Below are 25,520 nucleotides of genomic sequence, written 5' to 3' on the forward strand. Positions count from 1 at the left end.
AAATAATGGGTAAAAAAAAGTTGCCAATAGAAAAACCACCAGTTTATGGATATCAATTTTACGCCTATCCATTAGCCATTATCTTAAATCACGAAGAAGCGTATCCATGGTTCTATAGTAATTACATTCAAGTAGCATTTGATAAGGAATTTAAATCACCGGTACCATTTTGTTTTTATATGTATGATCATACTATTTGTCCATGGTTAAAAGTACAGAAGCTACAAAGAGATTTAATTAAATTTACAAATCAGGACATAATAGATTTTGTAATAAAGTCCCTGAATGAAAATTATTATGTGTATTTGAATGTAGATGAATATTATATTCCGGATAGACGTACCTATAAAAAGAGACATTTTTCTCATGATATATTAGTATATGGTTATGACATAAATTCAGAGACGTTTGATGTATTAGGGTTTAATAAGAATGTTTCTTTTAAGAGTTCAAAAGTAAGTTTTTCTGAATTTAGAAAATCCTATTTATACCTAGAGAATATAGAGAATGAATGTAATCAAGTTTACTTATATAAGTTTAATCCAGAAGGAGAATATGAATTTAATAAAAAATTAGTGATTGAATCTTTGGAAGATTATCTTCATTCGAGAAATACTTCTGAGAAGTTTAGTATGTTATTGGAACCCTGGGAAAGATTTTATGGTATGGAATCTTATAAGCAACTTTATAATTACTTCGAAGCATTAATCCAGGGAGAGGTATATATAGATATAAGAAATACACATATTTTGTGGGAGCATAAAAAGGTTATGGCCTCCCGGATTAACTTTATGTTAGAAAATCAAATAATAGAAACGAAAATATATCAAGATGCAAAGAAAATTGAAGATCGAGCATTAATTATACGCAATATGTTTGTTAAATATAGCTTAGTAAAAGATAATGATATTATTTTGAAAATTGTAGATAGGCTAGAAGAATTAAAAAATGATGAGGAAAAATTGATAAAAGATTTGATTAATGCATTAAAAATATAGATAAATTTCATTATTTCATTAGGTAGCTTCTTGGGCATGAATCCGATATTGTATCGGACTCATGCCTTTTAGTTTTGCCTTAATTCTTTTATGATTATAGTACGCTATGTACTTTGTTAGTTCGTGTTTAAAGTGGTCTATATTTTTAAATTCTTTTCGGTATAGAAATTCAGACTTCATGATTCCAAAGAGATTTTCAATTACTGCGTTATCGTAACAGCTGATGCATCCATATCAAAATTAAAATTGGTTATTAAATATTTAGGCATTAATTTATGAAATACAGTAGAATTTGAAGGTGCTTCAGCTCTTATGTGCAGTTGAGATAACTAACTCAATTGGGAAATCAATAACACAGCTGTAATTACAACTATACTCCATTTTTTGAATAGATTTTGGCTCGTTTCTAGGATTCACATCGTTAAATAATCCATCAATTTTCTGAAAATAGATAAATCAGAAATTCATTAATAAGAATATTTGTAATTAATAAATGATTAACTTGAATTCATTTTACATACCTTCACAAATGTAATTAGCCGTACATAAGGATATTGTAGTAGATAGGATAAGGGTATAACCAGTGTTATATTACGCTATAAGAGTGATTATGAATATTCATTTTTTAGTTTTTTACATTTATTCAATAATTATTTATTATTTTCATACCCTAAAATCTACAAAGATATCAGAGTGTTAGGAAACCTAAAGGGTTTATCTAAGCACTCTTGTTTGTTTATTGGTGATTCAGGAGTTATATAGATTGGTTTAGTGGATACGTAATATAATGTCGAATACTTTTTCACTTGCATTACCATCACTTGAGTGGTAAAGTGATAGTAAGATGAACGCTAGGAAGTGATGAAACATGCGTGATAATACGATAGGATCATTAATATGGTTACGTTTAATACGATTTACGAACCAAAGTAATCAAATGTCAAATGAGTTTTTAAAACGTTTTGATTTAACGACAGCTCAATTTGATGTGCTTTTGCAAATACGTACGTATCAACCACTAACACAAATGGAGTTAGCTGAAAAGGTAACTGTTACACAAGGTGGCATTTCTCGAATGTTAACTCGTCTTGAAAAAGAAGGATATATTGTACGAAAACAAGATTGGAAAACGAAAACAATTAGTCTTACAGAGCAAGGAGAAGCAGCTTTAGAGAGAGCATTGCCAGAGCAACTTGCATTTCAATCTTCGTTTTTTGATGATGTATTAAATGAAGAAGAGCAGAAAATATTATACGAGCTGATGACGAAAGTTCATAAGCATAGCGAAAAAAAAGAATTACCGCAAGAGTAATTTTTTTTACATCATCAATTGACTAATCAAGTGATGAGATAGGTAATACGGAGATATACTTGACTTACCAACGTTTTTAGAAGAAAAACTAATACTACTTTATTAAAGGGGAGAGTAACTATGGAAAAATACCGTATAGATACAAGAAAAGGAATTGAGTTTGGGTTATATTCAATTGGCGATCATGTATTAAATCCACATAATGGGGAGAAAGTTACGCCAGAAAAAAGAATTCACGAACTAATTGAAACAGCTAAGTTAGCAGATGAGGCAGGGCTTGATGTGTTTGCTGTAGGTGAAAGTCATCAAACGCATTTTACAACGCAAGCTCATACAGTTATTTTAGGTGCGGTCGCGCAAGCTACGAAAAATATAAAAATTGCAAGTTCCGCAACGATATTAAGTACATCTGACCCAGTTCGAGTATATGAGGATTTCGCTACCATTGACTTGATTTCTAATGGTCGTGCTGAAATCGTAGCTGGTCGTGGATCTCGTATTGGAGGATATAGTTTACTTGGTTATGACGTGAATGATTATGAAGAATTATTTGAAGAGAAGATGGATCTTTTATTAAAAATTAATAACGAGGAACATGTAACATGGAATGGACAGTTCAGAGCACCGCTCGCACATGCATCGGTTATTCCAAGAGCGAAAAATAATAACTTACCAATTTGGCGTGCAGTTGGAGGTCCACCAGCTAGTGCAATTAAAGCAGGACGTGCAGGTGTGCCAATGATGATAACAACACTTGGTGGTCCAGCAATTAACTTTAAAGTGTCAGTAGATGCTTACCGCGAGGCTGCTCAGCAAAGTGGATTTGATCCAGCTAGTTTACCAGTTGCGACAACGAGTTTATTTTATACGGCAAAAAATTCACAAGATGCACTTAGTGAATATTATCCTCACATTAATGCTGGTATGCTTACACTGCGCGGTGGTGGGTATCCGAAACAGCAATTTACAAATGCAATAGATTACCGTGATGCTTTAATGGTTGGTAGCCCACAACAAATCATTGAGAAAATGCTTTACCAATATGAATTGTTTGGCCAACAACGCTTTATGGCACAAATTGATTTTGGCGGTGTACCATTTGATAAAATTGAGAAAAATATTGAATTAATTGCTACTGAAATATTACCAGCCGTTAGAAAACATACAGCAAAATAAATAAAAAAACTGGGAGTCTAATTGACTCTCAGTTTTTTATTTGTTATAGAAAAATGACAAAAAAATGAACTTTTAGTCGAGGGAGAGGGAAGTTGTTTTCTATTTTTGAATAACATTATTTCGAGTTTGAATTTTGAAAATACATTTTTCTCTTGACAAAAAATAAGCATTTATCGAGGGTAGTTTCGAGGACATTTTTTCGGTTGAAAGTCAAGTGTATGAAGAAAAAACGATTGTTTTATAGATATAAAAGTAAGAAGTATATTGAAAAAACACATTTTGCTAATGAAAAAAATCTGATTCAAAAAAATGACAAAAGACATATTTCAGACAAAATGATGTCAATAATACGTCAAAAATAACCTGAATTTACTATGCAGGTATATTATACAATTCGATTAACGAATAAAACACTACAGAAATAGTGAAAAGGTAAAAATTAGCATTGCAATAGTTTGAAAAACTGAAACTTCATATTTTTCGACAATACATACAAAATGTTTTTGTCTTTTCGTATTTCTTAATAATTGAGTTTGATAAGATTGCTCAATTAACTTTTATTATAAAAACTATGAAGGAAGTGATTTTAGTATGGAAACGCTCGAATTGGCACGAATACAGTTCGCATCAACAACGATTTTCCATTACTTTTTTGTTCCGCTGTCAATTGGTTTAGCTTTTATTATTGCGATCATGCAAACGTTGTATGTGGTAAAAGGGCAAGAAGTATATAAGAAGATGGCAAAGTTTTGGACGCAATTATTCCTTATTAACTTTGCAGTAGGTGTAGTAACAGGTATTTTACAAGAATTTCAGTTTGGTATGAACTGGTCAACGTATTCACGTTTTGTAGGTGATGTATTTGGTCCCTCGCTTGCAATTGAAGGATTACTGGCATTTTTCATTGAGTCTACATTCCTAGGTTTATGGGTATTCGGTGAGGATAAATTACCGAAGCGAATTCACTTAATGTGTATTTGGCTCCTTTCAATTGGAACGATGTTATCAGCATTCTGGATTTTAACTGCAAGTGCATTTATGCAGTCACCTGTCGGGTATGAAATGGCAGCTGATGGTCGTGCACAAATGAATGATTTCTTAGCCATTATTCAAAACCCACAACTATGGGTACAATTCCCGCATACAATTACAGCAGCAATTGCAACAGGTGCATTCTTTATTGCGGGTGTAAGTGCATGGAAAATTACAAAAGGACAAGAAACTGTAGTATTTAAAAAATCTTTCCGCATTTCTATCATTGTTGGAACAATTACAACGGCGCTTGTATTATTCTTCGGTCATGCACAAGCGCAACAATTAATTAAGACACATCCAATGAAGATGGCGGCAGCTGAAGCACTATGGAATACAAGTGAGGATCCAGCGCCATTTACAGTATTTTCGAAAATTGATACAGAGAAGAAAGAAAATTCGTTTGAAATTCAAATCCCTTATATGCTAAGTCTATTATCGTATGATAAGTTTAGCGGTCAAGTTGAAGGGATGAATCAAATTCAAAAACAATATGAAGAAAAATATGGACCTGGGGATTATATTCCTCCAGTGCATACAATGTTTTGGAGTTTTAGAGCGATGGTAATGAGTGGAACATTCATGCTTCTTCTAGGAGCTTACGGATGGTTCTTATCAAGAAAAGATCGTTTAGCTGAAAAAACGTGGTATTTAAAATTAATGGTGTATGCAATTTCTCTTCCATTCATCGGTAATACAGTAGGGTGGATTATGACTGAAATGGGTCGTCAACCTTGGGTTGTATTTGGTGTAATGAAAACAGAAGATGCTGTATCACCAAATGTAACATTCGGTGAAGTATTATTCTCACTTATTTCATTCACATCAATGTATTTAATTATGGGTGGAATTTGTGTGTACTTATTTGTTCGTACCATTAAGGGCCACACGAATAAGAAAACGAAAAAGGATTATCAAAGCCATGATCCATTTGATAAGGAGGAAGAGTATGTTATCTCTTAATGAGTTATGGTTTTTAGTTATTGCAATCTTATTTGTTGGATTCTTCGTACTGGAAGGTTTCGACTTTGGGGTAGGAATGGTTTCGAGGTTTTTAGGAAAGAATGATTTTGAAAAACGAGTTTACTTAAATACAATAGGACCGTTCTGGCACGCGAATGAAGTATGGCTTGTTTGTGCTGGTGGAGCCATGTTTGCGGCATTTCCGCACTGGTATGCAACTTTATTTAGTGGTTTTTATATTCCGTTTGTATTTATGCTTCTTGCTTTAATTTTAAGAGGTGTTTCCTTTAAATTTCGTGCGAAAATAGATAATCATAAATGGAAGAGTGCGTGGGATTGGGGGATGTTTATTGGAAGTATGTTACCTCCTATCCTTTGGGGAGTTGCGATTGCAAACTTTATGGTAGGTGTACCTATTGATGAGAGTAAAAATGTTGTAGGTGGATTCCTGCAATTACTTCATCCATTTGCGTTACTTGGGGGAGTAATGTTTCTCCTACTATGTATTGTTCACGGATTACAATTTCTTACGATACGTACAACTGGTAAATTGAGAGAACGTGCACGAATTGCTGCAATAAAAATTGCACCATTTTCATTAATTACACTTCTTGTTTTTGCTGGTGTGGGGTTATGGAAAACCGACATTTTCACTGCTCATGGAACAGAATGGATTATGGTACCAATCGGAGCTTTTGTAGCACTATTAGTGTCCACTTTATTAAATAAAAGAAGAAGAGATGGTTGGGCTTTCTTTATGACGAGTTTAACAATCATTTTACTAAGTGCGAGTGTATTTATCGGTATGTTCCCACGTGTTATGATTAGCTCTTTAGGAGCAATGAATGATTTGACAATTTACAACGCAGCATCAGGAGCTTATGCATTAAAACTTATGACTTACTTTGCGATTGCTATTTTGCCTTTCGTTATCGGAAGTCAAATATGGAGTTATTATGTATTTAGACAACCTGTTAAGTCAGACAACGATTTGGAGTACTAATGAAAAGAAAAAGAGGACTTCCGTCTTATCCCGGTAGCCGTATTTTATATGTAGCGTTAACGATTATTAGTATTTTAGAAGCTTTTAGTATTATTGCGCAAACAATCTTTTTAGCACGAGCTATTACGTTTTTATTTCATGGAGAGACAGTACAAACAATATTAAGTGAAATTGTTTATTTTGGTATCGCGTTTGCAGCGCGTCACATAGTAGTTCGAACATCACAAATATTAGTGGAACGTTTTGCCGAAAAAACAGGGTCGTTACTAAGAAAACAATTGATAGAGGCATATTTCACATTAGGTCCAAGGTATGTTCAAACGGTTGGAACTGGTCATCTGGTTACCTTATCAATTGAGGGGATTGAGAAATTTAAAACATATATTGAATTAACGATTCCTAAAATGATTAGAAGCAGTATCGTTCCAGGTCTAATTGTACTATATGTTTTTACGCTAGATATTGAGTCTGGAATCATTTTAGTTGTAACGATTCCTATCGTGATCATATTTATGATTCTTCTCGGATTAGCAGCGCAAAAAATGGCAGATAGTCAGTATGAGATATATCGTGTACTTTCGAACCATTTTGTAGATACGTTAAAAGGTTTAGAAACATTAAAGTATTTAGGGAAAAGTGAACAGCACGAAGGAAAGATTGAAAAAGTAAGTAAAAGATATAGAAAAGCAACGATGCGTACTTTGCGAGTTGCTTTTCTTTCTTCTTTTGCATTAGATTTCTTTACGAGTTTATCAATCGCGTTTGTGGCAGTCGGATTAGGGATACGCTTAATAGATGGAACGATTATACTATTACCAGCCCTTACAATTTTGATTTTAGCTCCGGAATATTTTCTGCCGATTAAACAAGTGGGAGCAAATTATCATGCGACATTAGATGGACAAATTGCGATGGAGCAAATAGAAGAGATTTTGCAACAACAAAAAGGAATAGAAAAGAAAGATTTAAATGAAGATATAGTATGGAATGCCTCTAGTAGCTTGAAATTACAAGATATCAAAGTTAATAATACTGAATCTGAGAAGGCTATATTAGAAAGGATTAATTTTACTTGGGAAGGTAACGGTGCTATTGGTGTTATTGGTGAAAGTGGTGCGGGGAAATCGACGTTAATCGACGTATTAGCCGGGTTTTTATCTCCTTCGAGTGGAAAGATGTTAGTAAATGGTCTAGAAGTTGATGGATCTACTCGTGAAGATTGGCAAAAAAATATTGCTTACATTCCGCAGCAACCTTATATTTTTCCGCTTTCATTAAAGGATAACATTCGTTTTTATGAAACAAAAGCAACAGATGAAGAAGTTGAAAGAGTTATTAATGAAGTCGGCCTTCGTTCACTCGTTACATCACTTCCAAATGGGATGCACGAAAGAATTGGGGAAGGTGGACGTATGCTAAGTGGCGGACAAGAACAGCGTGTAGCTATGGCGCGTGCACTTTTAAGTAAAAAACCAATCATTTTATTAGATGAGCCTACGGCACATCTTGATATTGAAACCGAATTTGAAATAAAGCAAGCGATGTTACGTCTATTTAATGGAAAGTTAGTATTTTTAGCAACTCACCGTCTACATTGGATGAAACAAATGGACCATATCCTTATTTTAAATAAAGGGGAAATGAAAGAAAGTGGGACGTATGAAGAACTTTTAGAGAGTGAGACATTACATTTTCATAGGGAAGAGAGGGGAGAGAAATGAGTAACTGGGTTAAACCTTATATAAAACAAAATAAAGGTAGAATGACTTTAACTATTTTCCTTGGTCTTCTTGGAGTTAGTTCAGGAGCGATGTTACTTTTTATTTCAGGTTATTTAATCTCAAAATCTGCCCTTAGACCAGAAAATGTAATGGCTGTATATGTTCCTATTGTTGCAACAAGAGCGTTTAGTATAGGGCAAGCTGTGTTTCATTATATAGAGCGCTTAGTCGGACATGATGTCGTACTACGTATATTAGAAAAAATGAGAACGAAGCTATATAGAATAGTAGAACCACAGGCGTTATTTTTCCGTTCTCGATTTCAAACGGGTGATATGTTAGGAGTGTTATCCGAAGATATAGAGCATTTGCAAAACCTATATTTACGTACAATATTTCCTAGTATATTAGCGCTAGTTGTTTATAGTATCTTCGTACTTGTTATCGGTGCATTTGACCTTGTGTTTGCACTTATTGTAGGTTGTATGTTAGCTATTATCGTGTTTCTTCTTCCATTTGTATCATTACTTTTGACGAAGAAACACCATGTTACTTTAAAGCAAGGCAGAAGCCGTTTGTATCAACAACTGACGGATGCTGTTTTTGGATTATCTGATTGGCAGGCAAGTGGTCGTAAAGGTGAATTTATTAATGAGTATGTAAAACAAAATGATCAGTTGTTAAAAATCGAAAAGAGAGTGAAACGCTGGTATCATATTCGGGACAGTATCATTCAATCAGTAGTAGGTATTGTAGTTATTTCGATGATTATATGGACTGGAAATGAAGCGGCAAGTGAGCAAATTGCTCCTACAGTTATCGCAGCTTTCGTATTAATGACTTTATCTGTAACGAATGCGCTTATTCCTATTGCAGATGCCATCGATCGAATCCCGTCGTATGTAGAATCTACCCATCGTCTTAATGGCGTAGAAAGTGATATTGTTTTACATGATAAAATGGATTTGTATGGAGATAATGATTACGTTGAACCAAGACATGTAGATATTGAACTGAATCACGTATCGTATAGTTATCCAGATAGTAATGAGATTGTATTAAAAGACGTATCATTACAAATAAAAGCAGGGAAGAAAATTGCTATTTTAGGCAGAAGTGGGACAGGGAAATCTACTTTACTAAAATTGTTAACAGGGGCGTTAAGCCCAGTAAACGGCCAAGTTGTATTGAATGGTGAACGAGCTCATACGAATCTTTTATCTAAATATATTTCTGTATTAAATCAAAAGCCCCATTTGTTTGATACGACAATTGGAAATAATGTACGAATTGGCAAACCAGAGGCGACGGATGAAGAGATATGGAAAGCTTTAGAGAAAGTACAATTAGCTTCACATATTACTTCTCTTCCGGACGGATTACAAACAAAAATGCATGAAATGGGAAAGCGGTTTTCTGGTGGTGAAAGACAAAGGGTTGCTTTTGCTAGAACTCTTATGCAAGAAACACCCATCATTGTACTTGATGAACCGACTATCGGTTTAGATCCGAAAACAGAATTGTCTTTAATTGAAACAATGTTTTCTGCAACGGAAGAAAAGACGGTTATTTGGATTACGCACCATCTTGTAGGAATAGAACATGTAGACGAAGTTATATTCCTTGATCGTGGCCAAATTGTCATGCAAGGTAGTCATAAACAACTTCTGAAAGAAAATGAAAAGTATCGTAAACTTTATGAGTTAGATAAAGGAATATGATTTGAATAAGCAATAATTGTAAAAATAGCTACGCCTAATGGTGGAGCTATTTTTTTGTTAGATTGCAGGTGTATATGATTGTTACGAATTAAAAATGAATTTCATATTATACATATAATGGAGGGGATGTACATGAAGGAGCAGTATAAAATCATTGTTTTAAGTGATGAATTATCCGGGGAGAGGATTCGAAATACATTAGACAAAAATAAATGTAAAACAATAGTTCATGTTGTAGACGTTTCAGATGTTGTTCGAATAGAAAATTCTTTTCAATATATAGTCATTTGGAGAGTGGAAGCAGAAAAACTTACAAATGACTTGATAAATAGGGGCGTGCAAAGTTCAAAAATTATTAATTTAACAAAATACATGTATGAATGGAAGGATAAATTAATTTCTATCTATCAAATAAATCCAGAGCTTATGTCTTTATACATTTCTATGAAAAAAGCAAAGAGTGATCCGACGTATGAATTGTTTGCTACCGGTTTGTCTTATCCACATTGTGGTATAAGTACGGAGCTCCTCTCAAAAAAGTCAATAAAATTAACACTTCCATCGCAAGATCTATACTATGATTATTTAATAGCGTCACAACTTCTATCAAACACTCATTCATTTCAATATTGTTTAATAGGAATAGCCTATTTTTCGTTTTTCTTTGATATGTCGTTATCATCTGAATCATATAGAATTCACAAAGTATATTATCCATTGTTTCAAGATGGTCATCATACTGTAGTTCATTCTCCTCTACCCACTGATGGATTCTCACATCTAAATACTCCGAAACCACTTCTTTCTATTTTTAATTTGCATTTTGAATATATTTTATTAGATGAACTAAAAGATGAATCATTGGTACTGCCTTGGATAAATGCTGAATGGAATACTACTCCTCTTTACATTCCTTTTGAAGAACACGGGAAAATAAGAGCAGCTTCACACGCTAAATTGGCGTATCCTCATACTTTAGTTGAAAATAAAATGATTTTTAAGAAATATTTAGAATTACTATTAAAAAACGATATAAAGCCATTAATTGTTGTATTCCCTGTTACTTCACATTATTTCAATTGTAGTAGTAAGAAATTAAAAGAAGATTTTTATAAAGTTATAAATGAGTTTCAAACTCAATATTCTTTTCAAATCATAGATCTATTTGATTCGCCATTATTTTGTGAGGATGATTTTTATGATAGTGATCATATGAATAAAAAAGGTGCAAATAAAATGTCCGCGTTATTAAATATGTTTATTCAGGAACGAAAAGTATGATATTTTGTTTCATGTTTGCATAAAAGTATATAGGCTCCATACAGTTAAAGTAATGTGATTTTTGTGTCGCGTATATAAATAATATGCGAAGAGGTGAGAGAGTTAAAATGAGAAATCGTATTGAAAGAATTGAAGAGGTCGTAGAGCAACTTCCGTTGGTAAGTGTGTTAATTCCTACGTATAATCGTCCTCACTACTTTGAAAAGGCGTTATGTAGTGTGTTAGAACAAACGTACCCTAATATAGAAATTATAGTTGGAGATGACAGCACGAATGACGAAACAGAAAAGGTGTTACAAAAATATTTATGTGATCATTTAAATATTATTTATATAAAAAACAGATCAACTCTCGGACAATTTGAAAATGCGCTAATGTTATTTCATGAAGCGAACGGTGAGTATATAAATTTTTTAATGGATGATGATATATTTCATGTGAATAAAATTGAAAAGATGATGAAGTATTTTTTCAATGATCTAGATAATGAAATTAAGCTAGTAACATCTCATCGTCAAGTAATTGATGATAAAGGGAAAGAACTACGACATATTTATTCAACTGTCCGTTTATTTGAAGAGGATACGATTATAGAGGGAATAGAATTAGGAAATAAGGTAATTGTGGATCAAAAAAATTATATTGGAGAACCAACAACAGTTTTATTTCGTAAAAATGAGTTACAAGAACCGTATGGGATTTTTGATAAGAGGCGGTATTTATGTAATGTAGATATAGCTTCATGGTTATCTTTATTAAGTGAAGGAAAAGCAGTATATATAGCAGAGACACTTAGTTACTTTCGATTACATCCAGATCAACAGTTAAATGAATCTAATAAAATAATGGATGGGTTAGAAGATTTTTCACACAGTATTATAGCGGGAGAAAAATATGGTTTCTTATCCAACGAAAAAGATTTAGACAAAGCGATAACTAATTTTCTAGATTATGCAAGAAGGATAGTTCCATCATCGATATTATATACATTAGACTATTACCAAAAAATTAGAGGAAAGAAAATAAATATAGAAAAGAAAAAACAGCATATAAATAATAATTCTTCTTTACCGAAAGTAAGTATACTTATTCCTGCATACAATAGACCTTATTACTTGGAATTAGCGCTCAACAGTGCTCTGAATCAAACATATGAAAATATAGAAATTATTATTTCTGACGACAGTACAAATAATGAAGTCAATGTTATGATTCAACCGTACTTACGTGAATATGAGTGTATTACATATGTTAAAAATGAAACGCCATTAGTTGCTGAAAACTTTAATAAGTGTATAGAACTTGCGAATGGGGATTATATAAACTTTTTATTAGATGATGACTTATTTCATCATGAAAAGATCGAGAGAATGATGAAATACTTTTTGGCATTAGAAAACATTTCATTTGTGACGTCATATCGTGAACTGATTGATGAGAATGGAGAGATATTACCACCTTCAACATTGAATATGAAAATCGCGAAAGAAACAACACTTTTTGAAGGAAAAGAATTAGGGAATTATATGTTAAAAAACTTAAAAAATATAGTTGGTGAGCCGACAACTGTTTTGTTTAATCGGGATTTGTTTGAAGGTAAGTTTGGGTATTTTAAAGGAAAGGCTTATTCTGCTATTAATGATATTGCAACTTGGATAGATATGATGAGAAAAGGAAAAGTAGTTTATATACAAGAACCTCTTAGTTATTTTAGACAACATAGTGGACAAAATCAAAAACAAATGCATTTTATGTTAATGACAATTGAAGAGTGGATTGAATTAATTATAGATGCATATAATAGTGGATTTTTAAGTTCTGAAAGTGAGTATAAAGAGAGTTTATCTTATTGTTTAGAAAATGCGGGATTTATAGTTAAGGATGCAGTAAGAAACGGCGAAATAGATCAAATTTATAATGAAAAGATAAAAAAAGGGTTACACAAATTAGTTGCTCACATGTTTGAGAAAGAATTCTGTTATTGTCAATATTGCAATCAACAATTTGAAAAATTTTCACCTTGGCCAGCACATTATGATTTTCCGAAATATAAATTTGAGATGTGGAATAAAGATACAGGGATATGTCCAGTTTGTAATTCGATGGATCGTGAAAGATTGTATCGTACATACATTGAAACGGAAACAGACTTGTTAAATAGAAACTATACTATGCTTCATATTGCACCTGAAGCGAAGTTAAGAGATTGGTTTAACGAGTATAAAAATATTACGTACGTATGTGGTGACTTAGAACCAAAGGATCCATTAATGAAGGAAATTGATGTTACAAGGATTACATATGATAGTAATACCTTTGATGTAATATTATGTAGCCATGTGTTAGAACACGTTCCTGATGATGACAAAGCAATGCGAGAGTTATATAGAGTGTTAAAGCCAAATGGATGGGGAATTATTCAAGTACCAATCGTAATGAATGTAGATTTTATTGTAGAGAATGAATTAATTGTAACACCACAATTGAGGAAATTAGCTTTTGGTCAAGAAGATCATGTGAGAATTTATAATCAATCGGGATTTATTCAACGATTAATGAATGCAGGATTTAAGGTGGAATTATATAACATAGCGGAAAAACAAGGAATGAAAAGTGCTAGGAAATTTGGATTATCTGAAACAGATATGCTCTATATTGTCCGAAAATGATAGGAAGGAATAGATAGATATGGAGAATATTCCTTTTTTACGTGCTTCAACTGTACCTGTAATTGAGTATTTGGACGAATTGAAGGAAATTGATACATCTCACATATATACGAATTATGGACCTATAAATCAACGTTTTGAGGAAACAATTATGTCGGTATTTTTTCAAAACAGGGGAGCTGTTACAACAGTAGCAAACGCAACGTTAGGGTTAATGGCGGCTATTCAACTAAAGAAAAGAAGAAAGGGAAAGTATGCTCTCATGCCTAGCTTTACATTCCCTGCGACTGCCTTAGCCGCTATTTGGTGTGGATTGGAACCTTACTTTATTGATATTTCAATAGATGATTGGTATATGGATAAAACGGTACTTTTGGATAAGATAGAAGAATTAAAAGAAGAGGTTGCGATTGTTGTCCCGTACGCCACTTTTGGATCATGGATGAACTTAGAAGAATATGAAGAATTAGAGAAGAAGGGGATTCCGGTTGTCGTAGATGCGGCACCGGGATTTGGATTAATGAATAGAGGGATGCATTACGGTCAAGATTTTAGTGGAATGATCGTATATAGCTTTCATGCAACAAAGCCGTTCGGAATTGGTGAAGGAGGGCTCATATATAGTAAAAACGAAGAAGATATACAACGTATTAAAAGAATGGGGAATTTCGGATTTGATAAAAATCGTGAATGCACGATGATGGGGTTTAATTGTAAAATGTCTGAATACGCAGCAGCTATTGGGATTGCGACTATAAAAAAGTGGGATCAAAAATTAAAAGAACGCACCCGTATTTCTGAATGGTATAAACAGTTGTTACAAAATACTGGGTTAATGAAAAAAGGGTGGAAAGTCCAAAAGACAGAAGCAGTTATTCACCAATTTATGCCTATCATTTGTCCAGAAGAAGTTCGCAACATACAAGTAATAGAAGAACTGAAAAAACAGAAAATAGAAGCTAGATTATACTTTTCACCATCTTGCCACCAACAAGTTCTTTTTAGAAAATATAAGTCTACAGATTTAACAAAAACGAATAAAATAGCTAAACGAATCGTAAGTTTACCTTTATGGGAAGGAATGACGAAAGAACTAGTGGAGCAAATTGTAATCTGTTTAGAGCAGAAGGTGGTGTTGGTAGATGAATAGTTTTTATAGTCAAGAAGAACTAAAGAAAATTGGGTTTTTATCTGTTGGGAAAAATGTATTGATTAGTAAAAAAGCAAGTATATATAATCCGGGTGCTATATCAATTGGTAATCATGTAAGAATTGATGATTTTTGCATTTTAAGTGGCAAAATCACAATTGGAAGTTATTCGCACATATCAGCGTATACAGCGTTATATGGAGGGGAAGTTGGGATTGAAATGCATGATTTTGCAAACATCTCAGCTAAAACAATTGTATATGCAGTACTTGATGATTTCAGTGGAAATACATTAATGGGGCCAACCGTCCCGAATCAATATAGGGATGTGAAAGCAGAAAAAGTTATTTTAAAAAAACATGTGATTATTGGTGCTAATTCTATTGTTTTTCCAAATGTAACTGTAGGAGAAGGTACGGCAGTCGGCGCGATGAGTATGGTAAAAGAGAGTTTAGATGATTGGTATATTTACGCTGGAGTTCCCGTAAGGAAAGTAAAACCTCGTCAAAAAAAGATGCTAGAGTTAGAAATTGATTTTTTAAAAAGCATTCATTCTTAACAAAAAAGAATGAATGCTTTTTATTTTTATCCCGCTATTTGCCGGTAAAGATTCGACTGGTGAGGGCTAATTAAAGTTTCACTTTATGATAGAGCAGAGTGTATCTTAACTTATTATGTTTTAAATTTTGCTGACCAAGGCAATACTGAGCCATAGTGAATGTAAAGTTGGAGGGCGAGCGTATATGTTTGATGAGGATGGGATTGTATTAATTATGGAACCAGCTGATGAAAGAAACTTGAGGAGATTTATTTTTTCAGTGCCAAAGTCAGTGTATGAAAAGAAGGGGCTTACATTACACTATGGAACAGCTATAGGACAAGGATATATGGATATAATTGAAGATATTATAAGCGTACATATAGAAATAGATGTTGTAACGATAATAGGGCATGTAAGAGGATAAATAGCTATTTGAAAAAGGTTATAAACAATTTAGCTAGAAGTTATGTATAGAGAAAACTACAGACAATTATAAAGACGAAGGGAGTCTAAAATGAAAATAAAATCAATTTTATTAGTATTTATAGTTTCAATTGGTTTAATGGGATGTTCAATAGTGGAGGAAGGAAAGAACTCGATAGATTATGCTCAAAAGGCGACAGACTATGTAAATGAAATAAGTGCATTTGCAAATGATGCACCAGCATTAGCAGAAAAGGCCGTTAATGATAGTGAGGCTCGAAAAGAATTAGAAACGAAGCTTAGTGAAATTAAACAAGATATACCCGCATTCAATGAATTAACGCCACCTGATGTAGCAAAGGATCTTCATCAACAAATCGTCGGATATAACGAAAAGTTAAATACGTTAATTGATACGGCGATGACAAAGATAGAAGAAGGGAAAGTGGATGTAGAGCAATTTAAAAACTCAGAGCTTATGCAGACGGTAGATCAAGTTCGAGATTTGAAAGATAAGGTGCAAAATTTAGGTCAATAGTAAAAAGCTCCGTTTGTGATAAACGGAGCTTTTTACTATTGGATACAATAAACGATTACACCAACGATAATAATCATGTTACCGATGAGTTTACGTTTCGTTATTTTTTCCCCTAGGAAATACCAACCGAAAATTAATATGATGATATAACTTAAGGATTCTAATGCTGATGCTTGTTTTAATTCCATGCCCTTCATGGCGATTACATTTAATCCAGCGTTAAGTACAAATAAAGAGTAGCCGATAATAACATAAGGATTCACATATTCTTTTATTCTAGAATCGTATTGTTGTAAAGTAGCTTTTTTTAATAATATTTGTGAGTAATTAGCTAAAATTATCCCGAAAATAAATAATAACATATAACTATTCATCTTTTGTCACCACCACAATTCCGACGATAATAATAGCTGCACCAAGTAAATGATTCCACTGAATCGTATCTCCAAATAGAAATACTGACCAAAGCATTGACCATAGTATAATAATCCCGCGATGTGAATATGCTTTTGAAATTTCGAAATGTTTAATTACTTGTTGCCATAAAATTGCATATCCGAATAAAAGTACAACTAGTCCGAAATAAGCAATAAAAAATGAGATTGAAGCAATTGGAAATTGAGCTGCCCATTTCATGTAAACCATAATGATAGAATATATCAAAAAAGCTACATGTAAAAATACATAATTTTTAATAGTTGGTTTCATTTATTCACTCTCTTTTGCATATAAATATATATTTATACCTAATTTTTCTAATGATAGATATTGGAACGTATTTTGTTTAATCTTTCACATTCCAAAGTATATAGTATCATGGCTTTTATTGTAAAACAATAGAAGCCATGCATTCATTTTTTCCAAGGTTCTACAATATGTATCGTTTTATTTGTTGCATCTAACTCTACTTGAACACCGATAGGCATGGTAATCATTGGATGTGTATGACAACAATCGAAGTCGGCTAGAAAAGGAATTCTTTGATTTTGAAGTACTTCTAATAGTATTTCAAAAGGTTTTCGATTTGTACCACAATCATCAAATTGCTCATGTTTTCCAAGAATGATACCTGAAATTTTATCGAATACACCGTTAATTTTAAGGAATGAAAAGCTTCTTTCGATAGTAGCTGCATCTTTTGAACTGTCCTCAATAAAGAGAATATCGCCCTCTTGAATATGTGGCATATAGGGGCTACCAAAAATTCCTTGTATCGTGTTTAAATTCCCGCCAATAATACGCCCAGTAGCTTTTCCATCAATTACTGAAATCCAATTGTTTGGTCGAAGTTCTTTCTCCTTCGTCTTTTTTTCCCAATTAATAAATTCATCTGACCAAAATAATGGTTGTTTTATATGATAAGGAAGAGATTGATCATGTAGTAAAGTTTCTGCAAAATATTTGTATGTGCAATTAACAAAAGGTTCAAATTCGCCAAAGGAAGGGACGAGAGCTGGCCCATAAAATGTAGGAATTCCTGTTTTAACATAAATTCCTAGTAATAAAGCAGTTGCATCTGAATATCCAATCATTATTTTAGGGTTATTTAGAAAAGCATCATAATCAATATAAGGTAATAGTGAATTTGAATTCATCCCACCAATTGTTGACATAATACAAGAAATATTAGGATTTCTTATCAAGGCATTTAGTTCCTCAGCGCGCTCTTGTATACTACCAGAACGATAAAAATCATATCGACCTGTTAATGAACCTTCTAATATATGAAACCCTTTCTGTTGTAAGTAAGATTTTGCTCGTTCAAATCTTTTTAGAGAAGTGTAAGTTACTGGTGAAGAAGGGGAATAGATCCCAATTGTGTCTCCGTATTGCAATGATTTTGGAAGTAGCATTTGAATGAATCCCTTCTATTAAATAGTTTATCCCGCTATTTGCTGTGCAGTAAGATCCCCACCTCAAAATTCAGTGAAAGCGAAGAAGTTAGGTGGGGGGCGGGCTGCCCGTAAAAGCCCGATTGGTGGGGCTGATTAAAGTTTCCTTTATTTACGAGAATTTATTATTGAATATTCTTACGTTTCAATATTGTAAGTTTACCATAAATAAATTAAAATAATCATTGCTGTATATGAATAAACATACCTTTTTGCCTTGACTGTATAAAGGAATTGTTGTTAAGGTTAAATGTGAGTGTATAAAAGGTTTGCTAAAGGAGTTTTGAAATGAATCGGTTAAAATGGGGAAGGATGACAGTCCTATTAGTCATTATTTTAGGGGTATGTTGGTTCTTATTCCAAGGAAATCAAAAGAGCGTAGCAAATGTAGAGGGACAACCTTTGCAAGTGGCAGAACTACCTAAAGCAGGATTTTCTGAAAAAGTAGTCCCGCCAAAGTACATCCCACCAGAAATTAATGCAAAAGCAGCTATGATTATCGATGCGAGTGATGGAGATATTATTTATCAATATAATGAAAATGAAGCTTTTGCACCGGCTAGTATGTCTAAGATGATGACAGCGTATCTCCTACTAGAGAGTATACATAACGGGAAAGTTCGCTGGGAAGATCCAGTTAAAATGAGTGCGAAGGCGGCACAAACAGAGGGAGCGAGAATCCCAGTACAAGTTAATGACACATTAACTGTTAAAGATTTATATCATGCATTAATGATTGAGTCAGCTAATAATTCAGCTGTGGCTTTAGCAGAACATATGGCAAAATCGGAGAAAGATTTCGTTCAGCTTATGGATGCAAAAGCGAAACAGTTAAAAATGTCGGAACATGCTAAATTTGCAAATGCTTCTGGATTACAAGAGCCAGATGGAAGTGAAACAAAAATGACGGCTGCTGATGTAGCACAATTGGCGTATCATCTTATAAAAGATTATCCGGAAATATTAGAAGTGACTCACTTGCGTCAAAGTCAGCTAGCATTTAATAATATTAATGTTATAAGCACAAACGACATGTTAAACAAAAATAATAAAAGTTTATATATAGAAGGAATGGACGGACTAAAAACAGGATTTACAGATAGTGCAGGATATTGTTTTACTGGGACTGCCAAGCAAGGTGATAACAGAATTATTACAGTAGTCATGGGGACCTCAAGTAAAACAAAACGTTTTACAGAGACGAATAAGTTAATGTCGTATGCATTTGGATTAGTTAATTAAGTAAGTAAAATACCAATCTAGATCGCTACATAAGTAAGGCTGTTTGTTGTTACTAATTTTAGATAACAATAAACAGTCTTTTTATTTTAACTTTAAAAAGGCAAAAGATTCTAAATACAAGTGTTATCATTTGAGTTTATTTGTTGCTGTGATATTATAAAGTTATAAGCTTATTAATAATAAGTTTGAGGGGCGTAATATGATGTATACATATGAAATAGCCTCAATTGAAAATTGGAGGGAATTATGATGGCAAAAGATTTTTACTCAGCAATTGAAGACAGAAGATCTATTTATGCAATTAGTAAAGAGCAAGTAGTTTCTGATGAGAAAATTCAAGAAGTGATTTATCATGCTGTAAAACATACACCTTCAGCTTTTAATTCTCAAAGTGCTCGTGTTGTTGTTTTATTAGGAGAACAACATGATAAATTATGGGATATTACGAAAGAAACGTTAAGAAAAATTGTACCTGAAAATAACTTTGCACCTACTGAAGAAAAAATGAATGCATTTAAAAGTGGTTATGGGACGGTTTTATATTTTGAAGACAGTGAAGTAGTGGAAGGCCTTCAAGCAAACTTTGCATTATATAAAGATAATTTCCCAACTTGGTCTCAGCAATCATCAGGAATGTTACAATTTGCAATTTGGACAGCTTTAGAAATTGAAGGGTTTGGTGCTACGTTACAGCATTACAATCCGCTAATTGATGAAGAAGTGAGAAAAGAGTGGGATGTTCCAGGAAATTGGAAACTCACTGCGCAAATGCCATTTGGTAAACCGGTAGTACAGGCTGGTGAAAAAGAATTCCAATCGTTAGAAAACCGTGTAAAAATTTATAAATAATTTGATAAAAGGTGAACAGGAATATAACCTGTTCGCCTTTTTTTATAAGTAATAAGGTTTTTTTTGTCCTTCATTTTTTATCTGATTTTTCAATTCATCTTTACGTGTTTCAACAACTGATATTTTTTGTAATGTTATCATTGAAACGAATTGAATAAAAGCATAGTACAGCTCTATATTTTTTTGTATAGGATCATCTATTATATGTCTCACAAATATGCCTCCTCTTTTTATTAGGATATGTATATAATACTATGGTTATCCTATAAATTCTATAATCAGAAAAAGAGAACAATTGGTATAGTGTGTGCTTTCTTTAAAGGAGAAATGGTTTTTATAAAATAAATCTTACAATTCGTCAAATTATTTCAAAATTGTAGATAGTATAGAAAATTAGTTTTCTAAAAATATTATACTATTGATTAATAGAGTGATTTTTGTCATGATGAAAGTATACTTTATGTAAGGAGCTTTATAAGGAAATACATAATGTAGTTTGTATTAGGTTAATAGAATTTTTCATAGAAGATAGAAAAGGGATATTTTATATTGAGATATTAAATGAAATGTCGAATTTTTATGCGATATACAAGAAATTTGAAAAAATCATTGCAAAAACACTATGTTTAATGATAAAGTTCACATGAAGTTCACACGGATTTCACTTTGTTCATTTAAAATGAACTCTGTGTGAAAAATAAAACTCTTGCTAAAAAATGGAACTGGATGAATATTTTACTTTGATAATATTGTAAAGTATTAAAGTTTTAAGTTTTTTTTAAGAGGATAGTAGGGAAAGGAAGTAAAGACAACTTATGAAAAAAGTAATTGCAGGTTTAGCAGCAGCTTCTGTAGCTGGCGTTGCAGTTCCAGGAATGGATTCTGCTCATGCACAAGTTTCAAATGAAGCGCTAAAAGAAATTAATGGACAAACTCAAACTCAAACGACTGTAACTGAAACAAAAACTGTAGAAACAACTTCTGAATTAAAATACACAGTAACTGCTGATGTATTAAATGTTCGTTCAGGTGCTGGTACAGGACATAACGTTATTTCTAAAGTAAAATCAGGCCAAGTGCTACAAGTAGTTGGACAAGAAAATGGTTGGTTCAAAGTAAACGTAAATGGTCAAACAGGTTATGTAAGTGGTGACTTCGTAACGACTGGTGGCAAAACAGGAACGACTGTTCAACAAGGAACAGGTACTTACACAGTAAACGTTTCTTCACTTAACGTACGTACAGGCCCAAGTACATCTCATACAGTATTAGGTTCTGTAAACAAAGGTAAAACAGTACAAGTTGTAGGTGAAGTACAAGATTGGTTTAAAATCAACTTCAATGGTGGAACTGGATACGTAAGCAAAGACTTCGTAACAAAAGGTGGTTCTGCTGTATCTAACGAAACACAACAACCAACTACAAACAACAATACTACAACAGTTCAAACTGGTGGTTCTTATGTTGTTAACACTGGTGCTTTAAAAGTACGTACAGGCCCAGCTACATACAACGCTGTAATCGGTGGAGTAACAAATGGTAAAGTATTAAACGTTACTGGCGCTGAAAATGGTTGGTACAAAATTAACCATAACGGCCGCACAGGTTACGTAAGTGCAGACTTCGTTAAGTTTGTAAAAGGCGGAGTAAATAACGTTACAAATAACAATAACAATAACAATAACAATAACGTTACAAATAACGTTCAACAACCAGGTAAAGACGTACAAAAACCAACAACAGGTGGAGATACATCTTCAATCGCTGGATTCGCTAGATCTTTAAATGGTTCACCATACAGAACTGCTGGTACAACACCTGCTGGTTTTGACTGCAGTGGATTCATTCACTACGTATTAAATCAAACTGGTCATAAAGGCGCTCGTCAAACAGTTGCTGGATACTGGAGCTCTAAAACAAAAACTAGCAATCCACAACCAGGTGATTTAGTATACTTCCAAAATACTTATAAATCAGGTCCTTCTCACATGGGTGTTTACTTAGGAAACGGTCAGTTCATTAGTGCAGAAACAGATGCAACTGGTGTACGTATTAGTTCTGTAAGTAACTCTTACTGGAGCAAGCACATTTTAGGTTACACAAAAGCATACTAAGAAAAAGTAGTTTTATATACTTTTCGTATAGAGAAAAGGCTTTCCAAGGAAACTTGGGAAGCCTTTTTATAGTTGAATAAATTGGAAGTTTAATAGTTTTTATTTTAACTTTCCATTTAAAAATCGATCATATAAGTCGTGGAAATAGTTAGGACGAAATAAGTTCGCTGCATGTCCTGCTAAAGGTATTTCCTTGTATAGAACGTTAGGTAAAATAGATTTCAAATCAAATAGACAAGATTTATAGAGATGATCATGCTCTCCCATTACCCATAGTATAGGGTGAGGGAGTGATTTTAATTTAGATTTTAAATCGAATTCTAACCGATGTCGTAATGACTGGGCAATTATGGATGAATGTAATTGTAATCCGAAACGGTAGTAAATATTTCTTGAAATGACTGCGAATGGATTTGCTTTTAGTATACCACTTGGAAAAATAGTATTTGCGTATTGAGAGAGCCATTTAGAGTATTCATCTCCTCGCTTCTCCCAAAAATTTTGAAATACATTATATAAACGAGAAGGGTTATTGTAATGTCCTCCAATATGACAAATACTTAATACTTTTTCTGGATGCATTTGTGCAAAAATTGTAGAGATGTAACAGCCGTAACTTAGTGCACAAATATGAGCTTTTTTAATATTTTCTTGTTCATATAAGTTTAATAATTGATCTACGAGGCGCTGTAATGAAAAGTCGATTGCTTCTCCTTTATCATCACCGTGACCTAATAAGTCATAAGTTATAATGTTGTAGGAGGCAGAAAATCGTTTTTGCTCCTTTTTGAAGGCGCGACGATTACCAACTAACCCATGAATAAAAATAATTGTTTCCTTTTCAGAATGTATATTTGTTTGCAAAAAGGATACTCCTTTCACTAACTGGAGATTTATATCGTGTTGTAAATTATTTATAATTTACATAGAATAATATTAAGTACCAGGTAATAATATCAGATGTTTATATCTGTTGTAAAGATGAGTTTTTATGTATATTTTGTAAAAATAGAAAAAGTGTGTTTACATTCAGTTTACATTTGTATCGTATTCTAATTTTAGAAAGAACAGATTTGTTTAACACGAGGAGATGAACAGGAATGGAAGTTAGAAATGAAATGAAGAAAAAAGGGAGTTGGAGGCAGTTTTTACGCCTTATTCAAGATACAAATCCTCCGAAAGGAATTTTAGTTTTTGCATTATTAATGAGTTTGCTTTCTACGGGAGCGAGTTTATTTATTCCCATGCTAACAAAAGGATTAGTAGATAATTTTTCGCTTTCTTCAATTAGTGCAGGACAAATTGTTGGGTTAGTTGCTTTCTTTGTAATGCAAACTATTGCGGCAGGGTTATCTATATATTTACTAAATTATATTGGGCAGAAGATTGTAGCGGGACTAAGAGAACGTTTGTGGAAAAAGGTACTTATCTTGCCGGTATCTTATTACGATCAAAATAGAACAGGTGATACGATTAGCCGTATGACGAATGATACAGGTGTTGTGAAAACGTTAATTTCTGAGCATTTGTCAAACTTATTAACAGGTGGTATTTCAATTGTTGGATCGTTAATTGTATTATTTGTTTTAGATTGGAAAATGACTGCGTTACTTTTAACGGTTATTCCGTTGTCTGTATTAATTTTAGTTCCACTTGGACGAAAAATGTATAAGATTTCAAAAGCGCTTCAAGATGAAACGGCATCTTTTACAAGTGTGTTAACGCAAGTGTTATCGGAAATTCGTTTAGTGAAATCTTCAAATACAGAAAAAAGAGAATATGAAACGGGTAATACAGGTATACAAAAGTTATTACAATTTGGTTTGAAAGAAGGAAAAGTGCAAGCATTAATTTCGCCAGTTATGTCGTTTGTTTTAATGGCACTACTTGTTATTATCGTAGGATATGGCGGGATGCGAGTTTCTAGCGGTGCATTAACAACTGGTGAACTTGTAGCGTTTATTTTGTATTTAGTTCAAATTATAATGCCGATGAGTCAATTATCTATGTTCTTTACACAATTTCAAAAGGCAATCGGTGCAACGGAAAGAATTAGTACGATTTTAGAATATGAAGTAGAAGATCATGAAACTGGTGTGAAAGTGGCAAATGCTAAGCAGCCGATCGTTCTTGAAAATGTACATTTTGAGTATAACGAAGAAGAGCAAGTTTTGAAAAATATTGATTTCATAATTGAATCTGGAAAAGTGACAGCGATTGTAGGACCAAGTGGTAGTGGGAAAACAACGTTATTCTCATTACTGGAACGTTTTTATGAGCCAACTAGTGGTGCCATTAAATTAGGAAAAGAATCAATTACGAGTTATTCATTACAGTCATGGCGACGTCAAATCGGTTACGTATCACAAGATAGTCCGTTAATCGATGGAACGATTCGTGATAATATTTGTTACGGTGTTGAAGGCGAAGTAACGGATGAAGAAATTGAAAAAGTAGCAGCAATGGCATATGTTGATGCATTTATTCATGACTTACCAAACGGTTATGCAACAGAAGTTGGAGAACGCGGTGTGAAGCTTTCTGGTGGACAAAGACAGCGAATTGCCATTGCCCGAGCGTTACTTCGAAATCCGCAAATTCTTATGCTAGATGAGGCAACTTCAAGCTTAGATAGTAAATCTGAGTCTGTCGTTCAAAAAGCGTTAAATAACTTAATGAAAGGCAGAACAACGTTAGTGATTGCGCATAGACTTTCTACTGTTGTAGATGCAGATAAAATTATCTTTATTGAGAAAGGGAATCTTACAGGTAGTGGTACGCATGATGAATTATTACAGACGCATGATATGTATCGTGAGTTTGCAACGCAACAATTGAAAATTAAAGAGGGTGCATTTTAAAAAAATATATTAGATGCTAAGTAGAAAGGAAATG

Annotated in this window: 22 protein-coding genes and 1 pseudogene; 17 read left to right on the plus strand and 6 right to left on the minus strand. The window is 33.2% G+C overall.

The window, feature by feature from the left end:
• Positions 1-5 precede the first annotated feature (5 nt).
• Positions 6-998, plus strand: a complete 993-nt coding sequence (locus BCG9842_RS09130) for a hypothetical protein (RefSeq protein WP_000516762.1) — start codon at positions 6-8, stop codon at positions 996-998.
• Between the two features lie 18 nt (positions 999-1,016).
• Here the strand turns inward: BCG9842_RS09130 and BCG9842_RS29550 are convergent.
• Positions 1,017-1,220 (minus strand): annotated as a pseudogene (locus tag BCG9842_RS29550) (IS3 family transposase); the annotation flags it as partial.
• Between the two features lie 646 nt (positions 1,221-1,866).
• On the opposite strand from BCG9842_RS29550, the gene BCG9842_RS09135 reads away from it, so the two are divergent.
• The 12 genes from BCG9842_RS09135 to BCG9842_RS09190 all read left to right on the plus strand — a co-directional run bounded on the left by BCG9842_RS09135 (position 1,867) and on the right by BCG9842_RS09190 (position 16,528).
• Positions 1,867-2,310, plus strand: coding sequence for a MarR family winged helix-turn-helix transcriptional regulator (locus BCG9842_RS09135; protein ID WP_001205523.1), 444 nt, complete (start codon positions 1,867-1,869; stop codon positions 2,308-2,310).
• A 120-nt stretch (positions 2,311-2,430) separates the two neighbouring features.
• Positions 2,431-3,486 carry an LLM class flavin-dependent oxidoreductase gene (locus BCG9842_RS09140; RefSeq protein ID WP_000417553.1) on the plus strand — a complete coding sequence of 352 codons (1,056 nt, stop codon included), beginning with the start codon at positions 2,431-2,433 and terminating at the stop codon, positions 3,484-3,486.
• Between the two features lie 591 nt (positions 3,487-4,077).
• Complete coding sequence (gene cydA / locus BCG9842_RS09145) at positions 4,078-5,481, plus strand: cytochrome ubiquinol oxidase subunit I (protein WP_000448870.1); 1,404 nt, start codon at positions 4,078-4,080, stop codon at positions 5,479-5,481.
• On the plus strand, positions 5,468-6,484 hold the full coding sequence (cydB, locus tag BCG9842_RS09150) for a cytochrome d ubiquinol oxidase subunit II (RefSeq protein WP_000950083.1): 1,017 nt from the start codon (positions 5,468-5,470) through the stop codon (positions 6,482-6,484). The genes cydA and cydB overlap by 14 nt, the downstream gene beginning before the upstream one ends.
• On the plus strand, positions 6,484-8,205 hold the full coding sequence (gene cydD, locus BCG9842_RS09155) for a thiol reductant ABC exporter subunit CydD (RefSeq protein WP_000824019.1): 1,722 nt from the start codon (positions 6,484-6,486) through the stop codon (positions 8,203-8,205). Before cydB ends, cydD begins: the two co-directional genes overlap by 1 nt.
• The gene (gene cydC, locus BCG9842_RS09160) at positions 8,202-9,926 is read left to right on the plus strand and encodes a thiol reductant ABC exporter subunit CydC (RefSeq protein WP_000073641.1); all 1,725 of its coding nucleotides are present in this window, start codon (positions 8,202-8,204) and stop codon (positions 9,924-9,926) included. The genes cydD and cydC overlap by 4 nt, the downstream gene beginning before the upstream one ends.
• A 132-nt stretch (positions 9,927-10,058) precedes the next feature.
• Positions 10,059-11,207 carry a hypothetical protein gene (locus BCG9842_RS09165; protein ID WP_000664257.1) on the plus strand — a complete coding sequence of 383 codons (1,149 nt, stop codon included), beginning with the start codon at positions 10,059-10,061 and terminating at the stop codon, positions 11,205-11,207.
• Between the two features lie 107 nt (positions 11,208-11,314).
• Complete coding sequence (locus tag BCG9842_RS09170) at positions 11,315-13,876, plus strand: glycosyltransferase (protein ID WP_001245912.1); 2,562 nt, start codon at positions 11,315-11,317, stop codon at positions 13,874-13,876.
• A 19-nt stretch (positions 13,877-13,895) separates the two neighbouring features.
• On the plus strand, positions 13,896-15,026 hold the full coding sequence (locus BCG9842_RS09175; protein WP_000427952.1) for a DegT/DnrJ/EryC1/StrS aminotransferase family protein: 1,131 nt from the start codon (positions 13,896-13,898) through the stop codon (positions 15,024-15,026).
• Complete coding sequence (locus BCG9842_RS09180) at positions 15,019-15,585, plus strand: acyltransferase (protein ID WP_001084172.1); 567 nt, start codon at positions 15,019-15,021, stop codon at positions 15,583-15,585. Before BCG9842_RS09175 ends, BCG9842_RS09180 begins: the two co-directional genes overlap by 8 nt.
• 184 nt (positions 15,586-15,769) lie before the next feature.
• A complete protein-coding gene (locus BCG9842_RS09185; RefSeq protein ID WP_000459099.1) occupies positions 15,770-15,991 on the plus strand; it encodes a hypothetical protein in 222 nt (73 codons plus the stop codon).
• 90 nt (positions 15,992-16,081) lie between these two features.
• The gene (locus BCG9842_RS09190) at positions 16,082-16,528 is read left to right on the plus strand and encodes a DUF6376 family protein (RefSeq protein WP_000695203.1); all 447 of its coding nucleotides are present in this window, start codon (positions 16,082-16,084) and stop codon (positions 16,526-16,528) included.
• A gap of 35 nt (positions 16,529-16,563) precedes the next feature.
• Here BCG9842_RS09190 and BCG9842_RS09195 read toward each other — a convergent pair whose 3' ends face one another.
• From BCG9842_RS09195 to BCG9842_RS09205, 3 genes are all read right to left on the minus strand, one after another.
• Positions 16,564-16,902 (minus strand): EamA family transporter, encoded by a 339-nt coding sequence (locus BCG9842_RS09195; RefSeq protein WP_001089874.1) that lies wholly within the window; start codon positions 16,900-16,902, stop codon positions 16,564-16,566.
• Complete coding sequence (locus BCG9842_RS09200; protein WP_000805128.1) at positions 16,895-17,236, minus strand: EamA family transporter; 342 nt, start codon at positions 17,234-17,236, stop codon at positions 16,895-16,897. The genes BCG9842_RS09195 and BCG9842_RS09200 overlap by 8 nt, the downstream gene beginning before the upstream one ends.
• Positions 17,237-17,379: 143 nt before the next feature.
• Positions 17,380-18,381, minus strand: coding sequence for a S66 family peptidase (locus tag BCG9842_RS09205; protein WP_000926336.1), 1,002 nt, complete (start codon positions 18,379-18,381; stop codon positions 17,380-17,382).
• Positions 18,382-18,708: 327 nt separating this feature from the next.
• Between BCG9842_RS09205 and BCG9842_RS09210 the strand changes: the two genes are divergently transcribed.
• Positions 18,709-19,662, plus strand: a complete 954-nt coding sequence (locus tag BCG9842_RS09210) for a D-alanyl-D-alanine carboxypeptidase family protein (RefSeq protein ID WP_001080883.1) — start codon at positions 18,709-18,711, stop codon at positions 19,660-19,662.
• 246 nt (positions 19,663-19,908) lie between these two features.
• Complete coding sequence (locus BCG9842_RS09215) at positions 19,909-20,511, plus strand: nitroreductase family protein (RefSeq protein ID WP_002083262.1); 603 nt, start codon at positions 19,909-19,911, stop codon at positions 20,509-20,511.
• Between the two features lie 42 nt (positions 20,512-20,553).
• Here the strand turns inward: BCG9842_RS09215 and BCG9842_RS09220 are convergent, their stop codons facing one another.
• Positions 20,554-20,724 (minus strand): hypothetical protein, encoded by a 171-nt coding sequence (locus tag BCG9842_RS09220; protein WP_001215911.1) that lies wholly within the window; start codon positions 20,722-20,724, stop codon positions 20,554-20,556.
• A gap of 602 nt (positions 20,725-21,326) precedes the next feature.
• Between BCG9842_RS09220 and entFM the strand changes: the two genes are divergently transcribed.
• Positions 21,327-22,625, plus strand: coding sequence for an enterotoxin EntFM (entFM, locus tag BCG9842_RS09225; protein ID WP_000755522.1), 1,299 nt, complete (start codon positions 21,327-21,329; stop codon positions 22,623-22,625).
• Positions 22,626-22,724: 99 nt separating this feature from the next.
• Here the strand turns inward: entFM and BCG9842_RS09230 are convergent, their stop codons facing one another.
• Positions 22,725-23,489: an alpha/beta fold hydrolase gene (locus BCG9842_RS09230; RefSeq protein WP_001194308.1), complete on the minus strand. Its 765-nt coding sequence runs from the start codon at positions 23,487-23,489 to the stop codon at positions 22,725-22,727.
• Between the two features lie 236 nt (positions 23,490-23,725).
• On the opposite strand from BCG9842_RS09230, the gene BCG9842_RS09235 reads away from it, so the two are divergent.
• Positions 23,726-25,486 carry an ABC transporter ATP-binding protein gene (locus BCG9842_RS09235; RefSeq protein WP_000453881.1) on the plus strand — a complete coding sequence of 587 codons (1,761 nt, stop codon included), beginning with the start codon at positions 23,726-23,728 and terminating at the stop codon, positions 25,484-25,486.
• Positions 25,487-25,520: the final 34 nt, after the last annotated feature.

The sequence above is a fragment of the Bacillus cereus G9842 genome (assembly GCF_000021305.1).
GTDB lineage: Bacteria > Bacillota > Bacilli > Bacillales > Bacillaceae_G > Bacillus_A > Bacillus_A thuringiensis_S.